This window comes from Mesorhizobium sp. M0062 (assembly GCF_040323125.1).
Taxonomy (GTDB): Bacteria; Pseudomonadota; Alphaproteobacteria; order Rhizobiales; family Rhizobiaceae; genus Mesorhizobium.
Genome location: NZ_JAMYUO010000019.1, coordinates 57,414 through 72,105, shown reverse-complemented (window position 1 = coordinate 72,105; position 14,692 = coordinate 57,414). Strand labels below are relative to the sequence as shown.

Annotated in this window: 15 protein-coding genes; 11 read left to right on the top strand and 4 right to left on the bottom strand. The window is 63.3% G+C overall.

Annotated features, from left to right (window positions below; genetic code table 11):
* Positions 1-6: 6 nt before the first annotated feature.
* Positions 7-1,404, bottom strand: coding sequence for a threonine synthase (thrC, locus tag NKJ64_RS21235; RefSeq protein ID WP_023754850.1), 1,398 nt, complete (start codon positions 1,402-1,404; stop codon positions 7-9).
* A gap of 128 nt (positions 1,405-1,532) precedes the next feature.
* Here thrC and NKJ64_RS21230 point away from each other — a divergent pair, with 128 nt between their 5' ends.
* From NKJ64_RS21230 to NKJ64_RS21200, 7 genes are all read left to right on the top strand, one after another.
* On the top strand, positions 1,533-2,264 hold the full coding sequence (locus NKJ64_RS21230; RefSeq protein ID WP_352463263.1) for a hypothetical protein: 732 nt from the start codon (positions 1,533-1,535) through the stop codon (positions 2,262-2,264).
* A gap of 199 nt (positions 2,265-2,463) precedes the next feature.
* A complete protein-coding gene (locus tag NKJ64_RS21225) occupies positions 2,464-2,787 on the top strand; it encodes an ArsR/SmtB family transcription factor (RefSeq protein ID WP_023738492.1) in 324 nt (107 codons plus the stop codon).
* Positions 2,784-3,209, top strand: a complete 426-nt coding sequence (locus NKJ64_RS21220; RefSeq protein WP_352463262.1) for an SRPBCC family protein — start codon at positions 2,784-2,786, stop codon at positions 3,207-3,209. Before NKJ64_RS21225 ends, NKJ64_RS21220 begins: the two co-directional genes overlap by 4 nt.
* Before the next feature lie 57 nt (positions 3,210-3,266).
* The gene (locus NKJ64_RS21215; protein ID WP_352463261.1) at positions 3,267-3,659 is read left to right on the top strand and encodes a VOC family protein; all 393 of its coding nucleotides are present in this window, start codon (positions 3,267-3,269) and stop codon (positions 3,657-3,659) included.
* Positions 3,660-3,684: 25 nt separating this feature from the next.
* A complete protein-coding gene (locus tag NKJ64_RS21210; RefSeq protein WP_023668396.1) occupies positions 3,685-3,906 on the top strand; it encodes a hypothetical protein in 222 nt (73 codons plus the stop codon).
* Positions 3,907-3,909: 3 nt separating this feature from the next.
* Positions 3,910-4,368, top strand: a complete 459-nt coding sequence (locus tag NKJ64_RS21205; RefSeq protein WP_352463260.1) for a DUF1801 domain-containing protein — start codon at positions 3,910-3,912, stop codon at positions 4,366-4,368.
* A gap of 13 nt (positions 4,369-4,381) precedes the next feature.
* Positions 4,382-4,813, top strand: coding sequence for a DUF1801 domain-containing protein (locus tag NKJ64_RS21200; protein WP_023806724.1), 432 nt, complete (start codon positions 4,382-4,384; stop codon positions 4,811-4,813).
* A 5-nt stretch (positions 4,814-4,818) separates the two neighbouring features.
* Here NKJ64_RS21200 and NKJ64_RS21195 read toward each other — a convergent pair whose 3' ends face one another.
* The gene (locus NKJ64_RS21195) at positions 4,819-5,505 is read right to left on the bottom strand and encodes an HAD family hydrolase (RefSeq protein WP_023830053.1); all 687 of its coding nucleotides are present in this window, start codon (positions 5,503-5,505) and stop codon (positions 4,819-4,821) included.
* 188 nt (positions 5,506-5,693) lie between these two features.
* On the opposite strand from NKJ64_RS21195, the gene NKJ64_RS21190 reads away from it, so the two are divergent.
* Positions 5,694-6,827 (top strand): site-specific DNA-methyltransferase, encoded by a 1,134-nt coding sequence (locus tag NKJ64_RS21190; RefSeq protein ID WP_023687165.1) that lies wholly within the window; start codon positions 5,694-5,696, stop codon positions 6,825-6,827.
* Positions 6,828-7,047: 220 nt separating this feature from the next.
* Here NKJ64_RS21190 and NKJ64_RS21185 read toward each other — a convergent pair whose 3' ends face one another.
* Complete coding sequence (locus NKJ64_RS21185) at positions 7,048-7,659, bottom strand: HAD family hydrolase (RefSeq protein WP_027050048.1); 612 nt, start codon at positions 7,657-7,659, stop codon at positions 7,048-7,050.
* A 22-nt stretch (positions 7,660-7,681) separates the two neighbouring features.
* Positions 7,682-8,803 (bottom strand): A/G-specific adenine glycosylase, encoded by a 1,122-nt coding sequence (mutY, locus tag NKJ64_RS21180; RefSeq protein WP_352463259.1) that lies wholly within the window; start codon positions 8,801-8,803, stop codon positions 7,682-7,684.
* Between the two features lie 50 nt (positions 8,804-8,853).
* Here mutY and NKJ64_RS21175 point away from each other — a divergent pair, with 50 nt between their 5' ends.
* From NKJ64_RS21175 to smc, 3 genes are all read left to right on the top strand, one after another.
* Positions 8,854-9,360 (top strand): DUF721 domain-containing protein, encoded by a 507-nt coding sequence (locus NKJ64_RS21175; RefSeq protein ID WP_023687168.1) that lies wholly within the window; start codon positions 8,854-8,856, stop codon positions 9,358-9,360.
* A 167-nt stretch (positions 9,361-9,527) separates the two neighbouring features.
* Positions 9,528-10,259, top strand: coding sequence for a DsbA family protein (locus tag NKJ64_RS21170; RefSeq protein WP_023687169.1), 732 nt, complete (start codon positions 9,528-9,530; stop codon positions 10,257-10,259).
* A gap of 69 nt (positions 10,260-10,328) precedes the next feature.
* On the top strand, positions 10,329-13,787 hold the full coding sequence (smc, locus tag NKJ64_RS21165; RefSeq protein WP_352463258.1) for a chromosome segregation protein SMC: 3,459 nt from the start codon (positions 10,329-10,331) through the stop codon (positions 13,785-13,787).
* The last annotated feature ends 905 nt before the right edge of the window (positions 13,788-14,692 follow it).

The following is a 14,692-nucleotide window of genomic DNA, read 5'->3' as shown; positions in this document are numbered from 1 at the left end:
TACTCCCTAACGCGCTGCCCTTGAGTGGCGGCTCACGTAATCTTCCACCATTTTCAGGTCGGATGGAAGTACCGTGTACTTTTCGTCGGCTGACATCAAGGACCCCAGCCATGCGGGCAGGGCCGGCGACACGCCGCAGGCGGCTTCGACCGCGGCCGGGAACTTGGCCGGGTGCGCCGTGCCCAGCACCACCATCGGCACTGCACCGTCAGCCTTGCCGGCGGCGACATGCACGGCCGCGGCCGTGTGCGGATCGAGCAGATAATTGCTGGATTCGAGCGTTGAACGGATGGTGGCGGCAACCTCGTCCATATCAGCGCGTCCGGCGTCGAATTCGGACCGCATCCGGTCGATTTCCGCGGTTTCGATGGTGAAGGCGCCGGATTGCTTGAGGCCGGCCATGTAACGCCGCACCGTCTCTGCGTTACGGTCGCAGGCCTCGAACAGCAGTCGCTCGAAGTTCGACGATACCTGGATGTCCATCGATGGCGACGTCGTCGCAAACACACCCTTGGTGCGGTATTCACCGGTCGCGAAAGTGCGCGCCAATATGTCGTTGTCGTTGGTGGCGACGATCAGCCGCTCGATCGGCAGGCCCATCTTCTTGGCGGCGTAACCGGCGAAAATATCGCCGAAATTGCCGGTCGGCACGGTAAAGGAGACCGGCCTGTCCGGCGCGCCGAGCGAAAGCGCCGAGGAAAAATAATAGACGATCTGGGCCATGATGCGGGCCCAGTTGATCGAATTGACGCCCGACAGCGACACGCGATCACGAAAACGATGATCGTTGAACATATCCTTCAGCAGGCCCTGGCAATCGTCGAAATTGCCTTCGATCGCCAGCGCCTGGACGTTGGCGGCAGTCGATGTCGTCATCTGCCGCTGCTGCACCGGCGAGACGCGGCCATGCGGGAACATCACGAAAATGTCAGTTCGGTCGCGGCCGGCGAAGGCATCGATGGCGGCGCCGCCAGTGTCACCCGAGGTCGCGCCGACGATGGTGGCGCGCTGGCCACGCTCAGTCAGTACATGGTCCATCAGCCGGGCAAGCAGCTGCATGGCAACGTCCTTGAAGGCCAGCGTCGGACCGTGGAAGAGCTCGAGGATGAACGTGTTGGCGCCGGTCTGCACCAGCGGGCAGACGGCCCGGTGGCGGAAGGTGGCATAGGCTTCTCGCACCAGGCGCTCGAAGACGGGTGCGGCGATCTCGCCGCCGAGGAAGGGCGTCAGCACGCGGATGGCGAGGTCCGCATAGGGCAGGCCGCGCATGGCGCGGATCTCGGCTGCCGAAAACTGCGGCCATGTCTGCGGCACATAAAGCCCGCCGTCGCGGGCCAGCCCCGCCAGCACCGCATCGGCAAATCCAAGCACGGGCGCATCCCCGCGGGTACTCACATAGCGCATCGTCAAAGGTCCATTGCTGCCGCCGGTTTCATCCACGGCAATTGGTTAATTTTCCGAGCCGCCTCAGTCGCATTTTTGCCGTGGCGTTGCTATACGTCACCAACTTTGCGAGAGGGAAGTGCAGTTTCATGGCGTTTCATAAATTCAACCGTCGCTTTGTCGCGGGTCTGGCGCTCACCGGCTTTATGCTTGCCGCCGCCGGTTGCCAATCGAGCGACAATGGCATCCTCAATCTCGGTTTCGGCAAGAAGACCGACCCGAATGCGCCAATACCGCCTCAGGATCCCAAGGTTCTCGCCAGCCAGTTGCAGGCCTACTGCCCGAAAGTGACGGTGCGTGACGGCACCGCATACTTCAATACCTACGCCAAGGGCGCGCCGCAGCCGAAAAAGAAAAAGGCTGATGCAACACAGGATGCCGAGGCCGCTGCCGCCGCGCAGACGGCGCCTGACGGCTCCATCGTCGATCCGAACAAGGATCCGGCCAAGATCATCTACCAGGCCTCGATCAGCGATGTGAGCCGCGATTGCAGCCGTGCCAACGGCCAGTTGACGATGAAGGTTGGGGTTGCCGGCAAGATCGTGCCGGGACCGCTGTTCGCCCCCGGCACCATCACCATGCCGATCCGCATTGCCGTCATGCACGGCCCCGACGTACTTTATTCGCAGATCCACCCCTATCAGATCCAGGTCAGCGATCCCTCGACCGCCACCCAGTTCGTGTTCACCGATCCCAACGTCGTCGTGCCCGAACCCTCCGCCCGGGATTACACTGTATATGCCGGCTATGACGACACCGCGCCGGCGGCGGTGGACAAGAAGTCCGGCAAGAAAAAGAAGCGCGCTCCGGTGACGAACTAAGCGCCTGGGCGCCGTCGCTGCTGCGACGGTGCCGGTCAACTCTTTGAAAGATCCAAACGATCCGATCGTAATCCTGCAGGCGTGCGCCTGCGGCAGGTCGCGTCTGCGCTTTAATCTCGATCCATTCCGCCAGCGCACTTGACTCATCCATATCCCGGCGGTTATACGTCAATCAATAGCTCGCAGGTTATTGATCCCGATGCCGGACGCCCACGATACTTTGTTCAGAACGCTTGCCGACCCGACCCGGCGGGCCATCTTCGAGCGCTTGTGCCGCCAAGGTGAGCAGACCGTGGGGGCCCTGACGGCGGAGTCCGGGGTTTCGCAACCGGCGGTGTCGAAGCATCTCGGCGTCCTGAAGCTGGCCGGGCTGGTGCGTGATCGCCACGCCGGACGCCAGACCCACTACAGCGCCCAGCCCGCGGCACTTGGTCCGCTGACCGACTGGACAGTTCAAATGACAGGATTCTGGGAGGGCCGCTTCGATGACCTCGAGAACCTGCTGAAAAGGATGGACCAGTGAGCAATCCCGAACTGCGCACCGTCGTCGTCGAACGTGAAATATCCTGGCCGGCGGAGAAGATCTGGCGCGCGTTGACGCAGCCGCATCTGATGGAGGAATGGCTCATGAAGAACGATTTCAAGCCTGTCATCGGCCACAGCTTCAATCTTCGCGGCGACTGGGGCGGCGTGCTCGATTGCGAGGTCCTCGCCGTCGAGCAAGGCAGGACGCTGTCCTACAGCTGGGATTTTGCGCATGAGGATGCCGCCTACAATCTGAAGAGCGTGGTGACGTTCACGCTCACGCCCACCAGCACGGGGACCCATCTGCGCGTCGAGCAGTCGGGTTTCCATCCGAGCCAGAAGCAGGCCTATGGCGGAGCCAGGGCCGGGTGGCAGCAATTCCTCACCAAGCTGGAGCAGCTTCTGGCGAAGCCGGATTGAAGCCTGTCGGTACCATGCCCTGATCGCGGGGCACCGAATGCAAAAAGGAGGAAATCGATGAAGATCAAGCTGACCAGCGTCTATGTGGACAACCAGGACAACGCACTGCGCTTCTACACCGACGTGCTGGGCTTTGCCGTGAAGGCCGACTTCAGCAATGGGCCTTTTCGTTGGCTGACCGTCATCTCACCCGATGAGCCCGAGGGAGCCGAGCTACAGCTGGCGCTCAACGACAACCCGGCCGCCAAGGCCTACCAGCAGGCCATCTTCAAGCAGGGGCAGCCCGCGCTCATGCTGTTCACCGACGACGTAGAGGGTGATTACGAGCGCATCAAGGGACGCGGCGGTGCGTTCGCCATGGCGCCGACAGAAGTGACCGGCTCGACCATCGCCCAGCTCAACGACAGCTGCGGCAATCTCATCCAGATCACCCAACTGGCGCGTTGGTAGGCGCTGGTTTCAAGAGGAAGTTGCAATGAACTTGAGCAAATGGATACGTCAAACCCATCGTTGGCTGTCGATCATCTTCACGCTGACCGTGGCAGCCAATTTCATCACCATGGCGTTCGGGCAACCTCCGGCCTGGGTAGTCTATTCGCCGCTGCTGCCGCTATTCCTGCTGCTGTTCAGCGGCCTCTATATGTTCGTGCTGCCTTACGTCGCGAGATCGCGTGGCGAGCAGGGCGCGCAAGGGTAAGACATGGCCAAGGCGCCGGGAAAATCGAAGGTCGCAAAACCGGCCCCAGACAAGCCGGAAAAGCCGGTCCTGCTTTCGGGCGGCAACCCGCAGATCCCGAAGGCCTATGGGGACGCTCCGGTGCAGGCATATATTGCTGCCATGCCGGGCTGGAAAAGCGATGTCGGGCGCCGGATCGACGCACTTATCGTCAGCGCCGTCCCCGGCGTCTACAAGGCGGTGAAGTGGAACTCACCGTTCTATGGCATCGAGGGCGAGGGTTGGTTCCTCAGCCTGCATTGCTTCACCAGATGCGTCAAAGTCGCCTTCTTTCGCGGCACGTCGCTCGATCCTGCGCCTCCCGGCTGTTCCAGGCAAAAGGAAGTGCGCTATCTCGACATCCATGAAGGCGAAGAGATCGACGAAGCCCGCTTCGCCTCCTGGGTGAAGCAGGCCAGCCGATTGCCCGGCGAGAAGATGTGAACGGAGGCAGACCATGAAGATCAGCATGTCGAGCAAGGACGAGGGAGGCGCCTCTGCCTCCGAGCGGATAGATGCCCGAATCCGGGAGCTGGACGATTGGCGGGGCAAGACGTTGGCCAGCCTGCGCAAGACCATCCTCGACGCCGACCCGGAAATCATCGAGGAGTGGAAGTGGATGGGCAGCCCGGTATGGTCACGCGACGGCATGATCGCCGTCGGCAACGCTCACAAGGACAAGGTGAAGCTGACCTTTTCTCACGGCGCCAGCCTGCCGGATCCCAACAGGCTGTTCAACAACGGGCTCAACGGCAAGGTGTGGCGCGCCATCGATGTGTCGGAGGGCGACGAGATCGATGCGGATGCGCTGAAAGCGCTCGTCCGTGCCGCGATTGCCTACAACAGGGCAAAGAAGAAACCGGCCAAATCGGCCAAAGCCAAGGACTGATCGGTTCAGGCGTCCGACCACTCCGACAGAGCGGCAATCACACTTTTCAGTTCGGCCCAGCGGCGGATGACGGTTTCGGCGCCGGCTTCAGTCAGCACATCGGCATGGCCGGGATAGCTGTGCGCGGCGCCGGTGAAGCCGATCACGCGCATGCCGGCGGCCCTGGCGCCAGTGACGCCGTGCACCGAATCCTCGATGACGAAGGTGTTTGCCGGATTGGCGTTGAGTTGCTCCGCCGCAATCAGGAACACATCCGGCGCGGGCTTGGTTTTCTTGCTTGGTATTTCCAGCGCTGAAAAAATCCGGCCGGCGAAGAACGGCAGCAGGCCCACTTTCTCCAGCATGAACTCGATCCGCTCCAAGCGTGAGTTCGAGCAGACGCAGCGCGGCGCGGTCACCGCCGCGACCGCCTCGCGCACGCCGTCGATGGCGCGCACGTCGCTGCGCAGTTTGCGGTCGACGAGCTCTTCGGCCCGGTCGATCATCGAGGCCTGGAACGGGATCGCGGACTTTGCCTCGACCCGCATCATTATGTCCTTGAAAGTCAGTCCGGCATAGGTTTCGGCGTATTCCTCGGCCGAGATTTCATATCCGGCCAAGGTCAGCAATTCGGCCTCGACACGGGCAGCGATGATTTCGGAATCGACGAGCACGCCGTCGCAATCGAAGATGACAAGGTCTGGCTGGGGCATGGCAATCCGAACGAGGGAGGGTGATGGAGGCCCGGCAAGGCTCAAGCGGCGCGACATACACCAACGGGCCGGGCTGCGCAAACTGACGACCTCAGGGCTGCCTGGCCTGTTGCGTCCTTCACCGAATATTTACGCTGATCGGTAACCATAACGGGGAGTAAACAGTAACGCGTGCCTTGGGTGTAAAAATGTCTGCCGTGCGTCTTCTCGCCGACCTCTCCCACGCCCCCCAGCAATCCGAGTGGCTGGACACGATCCTCAAGGGCGATTGCGTCGCCGCGCTCGACCGGCTGCCGGAAAAATCCATTGACGTCATCTTCGCCGATCCGCCTTACAATCTGCAGCTCGACGGCGATTTGCACCGGCCCGACCAGTCCAAGGTCGACGCCGTCGACGACGACTGGGACCAGTTCGAGAGCTTCGAGGCCTATGACGCCTTCACCCGCGCCTGGCTCCTGGCGGCGCGCCGCGTGCTGAAGCCCAATGGCACCATCTGGGTCATCGGCTCCTATCACAACATCTTCCGCGTCGGCGCCAAGATGCAGGATCTCGGCTTCTGGATTCTCAACGATGTCGTCTGGCGCAAGACCAACCCAATGCCGAATTTCCGCGGTCGCCGCTTCCAGAACGCGCATGAGACCATGATCTGGGCCTCGCGCGACCAGAAGGGCAAGGGCTATACCTTCAATTACGAAGCCATGAAGGCATCGAACGACGACATCCAGATGCGCTCCGACTGGCTGTTCCCGATCTGCACTGGCGGCGAGCGGCTGAAGAACGACAATGGCGACAAGCTGCATCCGACGCAGAAGCCGGAAGCGCTGCTCGCCCGCATCATGATGGCCTCGACCAAGCCGGGCGACATCGTGCTCGACCCGTTTTTCGGCTCCGGCACCACCGGCGCCGTGGCCAAGCGGCTTGGCCGTCACTTCGTCGGCATCGAGCGCGAACAGGCCTATATCGACGCCGCCAATGAGCGCATCGACGCCGTGCGGCCGCTGGAAAGCGCCGATCTCGCCGTGCTCACCGGCAAGCGCGCCGAGCCGCGCGTCGCCTTTGTCAGCCTCATCGATACAGGGCTTATGCAGCCCGGCGCCACGCTTTACGATGCCAAGAAGCGCTGGTCGGCCAAGGTACGCGCCGACGGCACGGTTGCCATCGGTGACAGCGCCGGCTCGATCCACAAGATCGGCGCCGAAGTGCAGGGCCTGGACGCCTGCAATGGCTGGACCTTCTGGCACTATGAGCGCTCGGGCGGCCTGACCCCGATCGACGAACTACGCCGCATCGCCAGGCTCGGCATGGAACGGGCAGGGGCCTGACGCTACCACATAAAGGTCGGCGCCCTACGGCGCCCCCCTCTGGCCTGCCGGCCATCTCCCCCACGAGGGGGGAGATCGCGCGCTTCATTGTTTTCGCCAACCTTCAACGTTGTAAGAAAGAGCCGTCGGCGAGGCTGCCAATCTCCCCCCTCGTGGGGGAGATGCCCGGCAGGGCAGAGGGGGGCGCCATAAAGCGCTACCTTCGACCCCTCTGCGTAGCTCAGGTCGCGATGCCATACCGCTCAAGGTCCGCCTTGAGCGTTTTTGCATCTGTGAACAGCACAGCATTCCAGCCGGCCACCCTGGCGCCATCGACATTTCTGGGGCTGTCGTCGATGAACAGCGTGGCTGACGGTTCGAGACCGAACGCGGCGACGTGATGGTCGTAGATGGCGCGGTCGGGCTTGATCTCACGGATATCGGCCGACACGGTCACGCCGCGCGGGCGGCTAAGGAAATCGAAGCGCAGTCTTGCCTCGGCAAGCGTGTCGGCGGCGAAGTTCGTTAGCATGGTCACGTCGCGGCCGCTCTCGATCAGGCCGAGCATGATGGCGACGCTGTCCTCATAGGCATGCGGCACCATGTCGTTCCAATAGCGTCGGAAATTGCGGATGTTTTCAGCATGATCCGGGTAATCCGCGATCAGCAGCGCTTCCGCCTCTTCCCACGTCCGGCCACGGTCCTGCTCGATGTTCCAGTCATGCGTGCAGACATTGTCGAAGAACCACTTGCGCTCTTCGGCATCGGGAATGAGGCGGCTGAACGGAATGTTCGGATCGTAGTGGAGCAAGACGCGACCGATGTCGAACACGATATGGCGGATTTCAGTCATTTCGGGCCTTTCAAAGCGAATGCTAGTCAATGGGGCGGTGCTTTTTGGTTGCGCCCGGTATCGCTGCTTCGATGACCTTTTTCATGACCGTCGGCAGCGCTTCTCCGGAAATGTCATGGGCCAGCGACCAGAAATGCCCTTCCGGCGCATCACTTTTCACTTGAGCGTGAAAAACTTCGAGCTCGAGCGCGAAATGGGTGAAGACATGCGCGATCTCTCCAGCGCGCCGCCAGTCGGCAGGGAAGGGCGCTGCCTCCGAAGTGGTTGCACCGTCGATCCGTGCTGTCCAACCTGTGGTCGGCACCTCGGTCATGCCGCCGAGCAGGCCCTTGTCAGGCCGCTTGCGCAACAGGATGGCGCCGTCGCCGCGCTCGGCGACGAAGGCGGCACCCCGCCTGAGTGGTTTGTCGACCTTGGGCAGGCGGACCGGAAAGCGCTCGGGGTCGCCGGACAGGATGGCGCTGCAATCCTCGCGCACCGGGCACAGCATGCAGCGCGGCCGTCTTGGCGTGCAGATCGTGGCGCCGAGGTCCATCATTGCCTGGGCGAAGTCGCCCGGCCTTGTCTGCGGAACCAGTCTTTCGACGAGCGCGCGGATTTCAGGCTTTGCCTCGCTGAGCGGCGTTGCGATCGAATAGAGCCGCGAGATGACACGTTCGACATTGCCGTCGACGACCGCCGCCGGACGGTTGAAGGCGATCGCCGCGATCGCCGCCGCCGTATAGGCGCCGATCCCCGGCAATTCCCTCAATCCCGTTTCGTTGTCGGGAAAACGGCCGCCCTGGCTCGCAACCAGATCGGCGCAGGCCTTGAGGTTGCGCGCCCGTGAATAATAGCCGAGCCCGGCCCAGGCCTTCATCACATCCTCGGCCGGCGCAGCCGCCAGCGCCTTCACATCAGGCCATTTCTCGACAAAGGCGCGAAAATAGGATTTTACCGCTTCGACCGTGGTCTGCTGCAGCATCACTTCCGACAGCCAGATGCGATAGGGGTCCGGCCGTGCACCGCCGGCCGCCGCGCGCGGCGTGATCCGCCACGGCAGTTCGCGATGGTGCGCGTCATACCAGGCAAGCAGACGCGCGGCGATCTCTCCTGATAGAGTTGGTTCGGATGCGGCCTTGCGGGTCTGTTCGTGCAGTGCCATTGATCGCGGGCTGGCTCTAGGCTGGTGAGGAGCGTGGCTGGAGAACGTACATGGCAGGGAGAACGCCTTACGGCAATCCCGTTCCGGTGAGCGATCTCGCGACCGCGATCCTCGACCCCGTGCTGCGCAAGCGGGCCGGCATTTCGATCGGGCTGGTGCAGTCATGGGAAGAGATCGCCGGCCCCAGGCTCGCCGGCCATTCGCGCCCCGAAAAAATCCAGTGGCCGCGCCGCATGCATGAGGACGATCCGTTCGAGCCGGCGGTGCTGGTCATCGCCTGCGAGGGCATGGCCGCGCTGCACCTACAGCACGAGACCGGCGAGATCATCAACCGCGTCAATGCCTTTCTCGGCTTCAACGCGATCGGCAGGATCCGGATCGTGCAAAAGCCGGTGCTGAGGGACAAAGCCCGGCCGAAACCGACGCCGAGAGCACTGACTTCCGTCGAAAAGGCCAAATTGTCCGATACCGTCGGCAAGATCGAGGATGAAGGCTTGCGCGCCTCGCTGGAGCGTCTTGGCGCCACAATTCTTGGCCAAAGGAAGCGGCCAAGGTAATCAACCGGTAATCAGTCGGTCATGAACGCGTCATCTATCTCGCGCATTCGTGATCCTGCATGTAGAGTTTGGCGATTGGAATGGGGACGGCGATGCCTTAATTCCCGCCAACTCTCGCCTTTTCTAGCCTTTGCGTTGCAAAATCAAACCACAGTCAGGTGATTCGCATGAACCGTAGCTTGTCCCGCAGAAACCTCCTGTCTTCGCTGGCCGTCATTCCGGCAGTGGCTATGCTCGCCGCATGCAGCGATTCAGGCGAGGATGCCAAAGCAGCGGATGTGAAGCCTGCGGCTCCCGCGGTGCCTGCTTCGACGCCTGCCACTCCGGCCGCCGTCAAGGTCCCGGAGTCTTCCGGCAATGTCGACATGGCCGAACTGCTGAAGCCCGGCGCTTTGCCCGACAAGCAGCTCGGCAAGGATGACGCCAAGGTCACCATCGTCGAATATGCCTCGATGACCTGCCCGCATTGTGCGCATTTCGCCGCGACCACCTTCCCTGAGTTGAAGACCAAATACATCGACACCGGCAAGGCGCGTTACATCCTGCGCGAATTCCCGTTCGATCCGAGCGCCGAGGCCGGTTTCATGCTGGCGCGCTGTTCGAAGGACAATTATTTCCCGATGGTCGACGTGCTGTTCAAGCAGCAGGCCAACTGGGTCGGCGTCAACAATACCAAGGATGCGCTGCTGCAGATCTCCAAGCTCGCCGGTTTTACACAGGAGTCCTTCGAGGCCTGCTTGACGGACCAGAAACTTCTGGACGATGTGAGATCGGTCCAGAAGCGCGGCGCCGATGAATTCAAGGTCGACTCGACACCGACCTTCTTCATCAACGGGAAAACCTACAAAGGTGCGATGTCGATTGAGGAAATATCGGCCATCATCGACCCTCTGCTCTGACGTCCAGGCGGCGCCGGAGCGACTGCGCTTCGGCGTCAGCGCACCTTTGTGCCTTCCAGGCAGGCGCGAATGAAGTTTTCGCGCCTTCGCCTCCTCGGCTTCAAGTCCTTCGTCGAACCCGGCGAGTTCGTCATCGAACGCGGCCTGACCGGCATTGTCGGGCCGAATGGCTGCGGCAAGTCGAACCTTGTCGAGGCGATGCGCTGGGTGATGGGCGAAAGCTCATACAAGAACATGCGCGCATCCGGCATGGACGACGTGATCTTTTCCGGCTCGGGAACGCGCCCGGCCCGCAACACCGCCGAAGTCACGCTGTTCCTCGACAATAGCGACCGGACCGCGCCCGCCGCCTTCAACGACGCCGATGAATTGCAAGTGTCGCGCCGAATCGAGCGCGAAGCCGGCTCGCTCTACCGCATCAACGGCAAGGAAGCCCGCGCCAAGGACGTGCAGCTTCTGTTCGCCGACCAGTCGACCGGCGCGCGCTCGCCATCCATGGTCGGACAGGGCCGCATCGGCGAACTGATCCAAGCCAAGCCGCAGGCGCGCCGCGCGCTGCTCGAAGAAGCCGCCGGCATTTCCGGCCTGCACACGCGCCGTCACGAGGCCGAGCTTCGGCTGAAGGCGGCCGAACAAAATCTGGAACGGCTGGACGATGTCGTCGGCGAACTGGAGAGCCAGATCGAAAGCCTTAAGCGCCAGGCGCGCCAGGCATCGCGCTTCAAGAACCTGTCGGCCGATATCCGCAAGGCGGAAGCCACGCTCTTGCATCTGCGCTGGACGCTGGCCAAGACCCAGGAGGGCGATGCGCGGTCGGCGCTGGCGGTTGCCACAGCTCTGGTCGGCGACCGCGCCGCCGCCCAGATGGCTGCCGCCCGGGAGCAAGGCATCGGCGCCCACCGGCTGCCCGATCTGCGCGATGCCGAGGCCGCCGCGGCTGCCGCCTTCCAGCGCCTGTCGATCGCCAAGGCGCAGATCGAGGAGGAGGCAGGCCGCATCCGCGCCCGCCAGGCCGAACTCGAGCGCCGGCTGCAGCAGCTCGACGGCGACATCGCCCGCGAGGAGCGCATGGTCCGCGACAATGCGGATATTCTTGAGCGCCTGCGCGAGGAAGAAGCCACGCTCAACTCAGACAATGCCGGCGCCGCCGAGCGCGAAGCCACGACGCGGGCCGCTTTCGAGCAGGCCGGCGCAACGCTTATAACAAGCGAAGCAAAGCTCGCGGCGCTGACCGCCGAACGAGCAGAGGCCGCCGCCTCGCGCAACCAGATCGAGCGCACGCTGCGCGACACCGCCGAACGCCGCGATCGCTTTGCCCGCCAGCTGGCCGATGTCGACCGCGAGCTATCGGAGATCGTCTCGAAAGTCGCCGGCCTGCCCGATCCCGCCGAGAAGCGCGCTTTGGTCGAGGACGCGCTCGCCCGGTTGGAGGAAGCCGAGGCCGGCGCCATTGCTGCCGAACAGGCGGTCGCCGAGGCGCGCGCCACCGAGAGTGCCGCCCGTCCGCCGCTGCAGGATGCCAGGGCCGAACTCGCCGGCATCGAGACCGAAGCCCGCACGCTGGCCAAGATCCTCAATGCCGCCAGCGGCGATCTTTTCCCGTCGGTACTGGAGCAACTCAGCGTCGAACGCGGCTATGAGACGGCCCTCGGTGCTGCGCTTGGCGAGGATCTCGACGTGCCGCTCGACCGCAGCGCGCCGGTGCATTGGGGCGAAAGCCAGGTTGAACCAGGCGATGCGGCTTTGCCGGAAGGCCTCAAGAGCCTCGCCAGCGTGGTGCGCGCGCCTTCGCAGCTTGCCCGCCGGTTGGCGCAGATCGGCATCGTCGATGCGGCGGACGGCAAACGCCTGCAGACGCTGCTTGCCCCCGGCCAGCGGCTGGTCAGCCGTGACGGCGCGCTGTGGCGTTGGGATGGCTTGACCGCCAGCGCCGATGCACCGACCGCGGCCGCGCAGAGGCTGGCGCAGAAGAACCGGCTGGCCGAGCTCGATGCCGAGGCGGTGCAGGCGACGCAGATGATGCGTGAGGCAGAGGCTGCCCTTGCCCAGGCCGAACAGGCGCTGCGTGAGGCGAGCGAGGCCGAACGCAACGCCCGCCAGGCCGGGCGCGATGCCCAGCACGGCCTGGACGCCGCCCGCAGCGCGCTGGCCGAGGCCGAAAAGGCCGGTGGCGAGCTGGCAAGCCGCCGCGCCGCCCTGGACGAGGCGCGCGCGCGAATCGTCGACAGCCATGAAGAAACGGCCGCCGCCTTCGCCGAGGCCGAAATGCTGCTGCAGGACGCCCCCGATCTCGGCGACCTGCAATTGCAGCTTGAACAATCCGCCGCCAATGTCAGCCGCGATCGCGCAACCTTGGCCGACGCGCGCGCCGTCCATGAAGGCCTGCGCCGCGAAGCCGAGGCGCGCACGCGCCGGCTCGACGCCATCGGCGCCGAGCGCAGCAACTGGTTGCAGCGGGCCGAAAACGCCTCGACGCAGATTGCCTCGCTGGGCGAGCGCAGGGCCGAGGCCGAGGCCGAGCGCGAAACGCTGGCCGACGCCCCCGACGAGATCGACGCCAGGCGGCGCGCGCTGCTGTCGCAGCTGACCGAGGCCGCGACCTTGCGCAAGGCGGCCGCCGACCGTTTGCAGGAGGCCGAGAACAAGCAGGCCGAGCTGGACAAGGCCGCCACCGCGGCCATCCAGTCGCTGGCCGATTCCCGCGAAACCCGCGTCCGCGCCGAAGAGCGATTGACCGCCGCCGATGAGCGCCGGCTCGAGGTCGAGGCGCGCATCCAGGAAACGCTGAACACGCCGCCGCATCTGGTCATTCGCCATACTGGCCTGGAAGCCGACAGCCCGATGCCGGAAATGGCCGAGATCGAGCGCCAGCTCGACCGGCTGAAGGTTGAGCGCGAGCGGCTCGGCGCCGTCAATCTGCGCGCCGAGGAAGAGCAGAAGGAATTGTCGGACCGGCTGGAGACCATCGTCTCCGAGCGCGAGGACATCATCGAGGCGATCCGCAAGCTCAGGCAAGCGATCCAGAGCCTGAACCGCGAAGGCCGCGAACGGCTGCTTGCCGCTTTCGAGGTGGTCAACGGCCATTTCCAGCGGCTGTTCTCGCATCTGTTCGGTGGCGGCACGGCCGAACTGCAGCTGATCGAATCCGACGACCCGCTCGAAGCCGGGCTCGAAATCCTGGCACGTCCGCCCGGCAAGAAGCCGCAGACCATGACGCTGCTGTCCGGCGGCGAGCAGGCACTGACGGCGATGTCGCTGATCTTTGCCGTGTTCCTGACCAATCCGGCGCCGATCTGCGTGCTCGACGAAGTCGACGCGCCGCTCGACGATCACAATGTCGAACGCTTCTGCAACCTTATGGACGAAATGGCCGCGACCACCGAGACGCGCTTCGTCATCATCACCCACAACCCGATCACGATGGCGCGCATGAACCGCCTGTTCGGCGTGACCATGGCCGAGCAGGGCGTCAGCCAACTGGTCTCGGTCGATCTGCAGGCCGCCGAGGCGATGCGCGAGGCGAGCTGACGCAGCATGCTTTGTTGATTTCGTCGGCGATGGCGTCGATCCGACTGTTGCAATAGGACCGTCGCCCTTGCGACCTGCTTGCGACGCGCATTCTGTAAGGTTCGAAGAGAAGGAATTTAAGCGCCACCTGAGAGCGAACGCCAAAGCCCACATGCAAAGCGCCCGGCCAACGCGAAAGCGATGCCTACAAGGCGCAGATGGCAATAGGCTCCGACCGCAATTCAGCTGCCACGTTTATCGGAAGCCCAGGAAGCTCAGTATCGCAATCACGATAACGACTGCTCCGATGAGCCAGATTATGTTGTTCACCGTATCTCTCCCGAACTAGTTGCTGGGAGTGAACTCGTAAGAGCCTACTAATGTTCCCGCATTTTCTGCATCGAAACAAAATGGCGGCCATCGCTTCGTCGATTGCCAGACCAAGGTCCGAACAGGGTATGACTGAAGTCCTGACGTCGGAGCCATAGGCCTGAAGGCGGGCAACCTATGCCCTCCCGATACATTGGAACCGGGCTGCCGAGCATGAGTCCCTTCATCGGTGGTCAATCGGGTGCCCGCCATTCCTGAGAGGTTAGCGGGCACCCGATTGTCGTGACACCGCCAACGGCGTGCGTTTCAATAGCGAGGCTAACAGTGACCTTTGTCCAGAGATCTGTGCGTGACGGCGCAACCCGACCCGCAAACGACAACGACAGTCCTGCGGAGGTTTCTTCCGTTCTTGACCTCATACCATCGGCTGACGACGACAAGGTCGCTGAGCTTGTCAGGCGAACAGAGCGCCTGGCAATCGCAGTGGTTATCGGAATCGCGGTTCTGCTGATCTTGGCGCCGGTGGTTTACCTTGCACTTTCTTACGGGATCTGAGACGGCCCGACTTAGGCGATCTAAGATGGCCTGATTGGTCT

Coding starts and splice junctions, on each gene's coding strand:
- thrC (WP_023754850.1), bottom strand. CDS start 1,404: ATGCGCTATGTGAGTACCCGCGGGGATGCGCCCGTGCTTGGATTTGCC.
- NKJ64_RS21230 (WP_352463263.1), top strand. CDS start 1,533: ATGGCGTTTCATAAATTCAACCGTCGCTTTGTCGCGGGTCTGGCGCTC.
- NKJ64_RS21225 (WP_023738492.1), top strand. CDS start 2,464: ATGCCGGACGCCCACGATACTTTGTTCAGAACGCTTGCCGACCCGACC.
- NKJ64_RS21215 (WP_352463261.1), top strand. CDS start 3,267: ATGAAGATCAAGCTGACCAGCGTCTATGTGGACAACCAGGACAACGCA.
- NKJ64_RS21210 (WP_023668396.1), top strand. CDS start 3,685: ATGAACTTGAGCAAATGGATACGTCAAACCCATCGTTGGCTGTCGATC.
- NKJ64_RS21205 (WP_352463260.1), top strand. CDS start 3,910: ATGGCCAAGGCGCCGGGAAAATCGAAGGTCGCAAAACCGGCCCCAGAC.
- NKJ64_RS21200 (WP_023806724.1), top strand. CDS start 4,382: ATGAAGATCAGCATGTCGAGCAAGGACGAGGGAGGCGCCTCTGCCTCC.
- NKJ64_RS21195 (WP_023830053.1), bottom strand. CDS start 5,505: ATGCCCCAGCCAGACCTTGTCATCTTCGATTGCGACGGCGTGCTCGTC.
- NKJ64_RS21190 (WP_023687165.1), top strand. CDS start 5,694: ATGTCTGCCGTGCGTCTTCTCGCCGACCTCTCCCACGCCCCCCAGCAA.
- NKJ64_RS21185 (WP_027050048.1), bottom strand. CDS start 7,659: ATGACTGAAATCCGCCATATCGTGTTCGACATCGGTCGCGTCTTGCTC.
- mutY (WP_352463259.1), bottom strand. CDS start 8,803: ATGGCACTGCACGAACAGACCCGCAAGGCCGCATCCGAACCAACTCTA.
- NKJ64_RS21175 (WP_023687168.1), top strand. CDS start 8,854: ATGGCAGGGAGAACGCCTTACGGCAATCCCGTTCCGGTGAGCGATCTC.
- NKJ64_RS21170 (WP_023687169.1), top strand. CDS start 9,528: ATGAACCGTAGCTTGTCCCGCAGAAACCTCCTGTCTTCGCTGGCCGTC.
- smc (WP_352463258.1), top strand. CDS start 10,329: ATGAAGTTTTCGCGCCTTCGCCTCCTCGGCTTCAAGTCCTTCGTCGAA.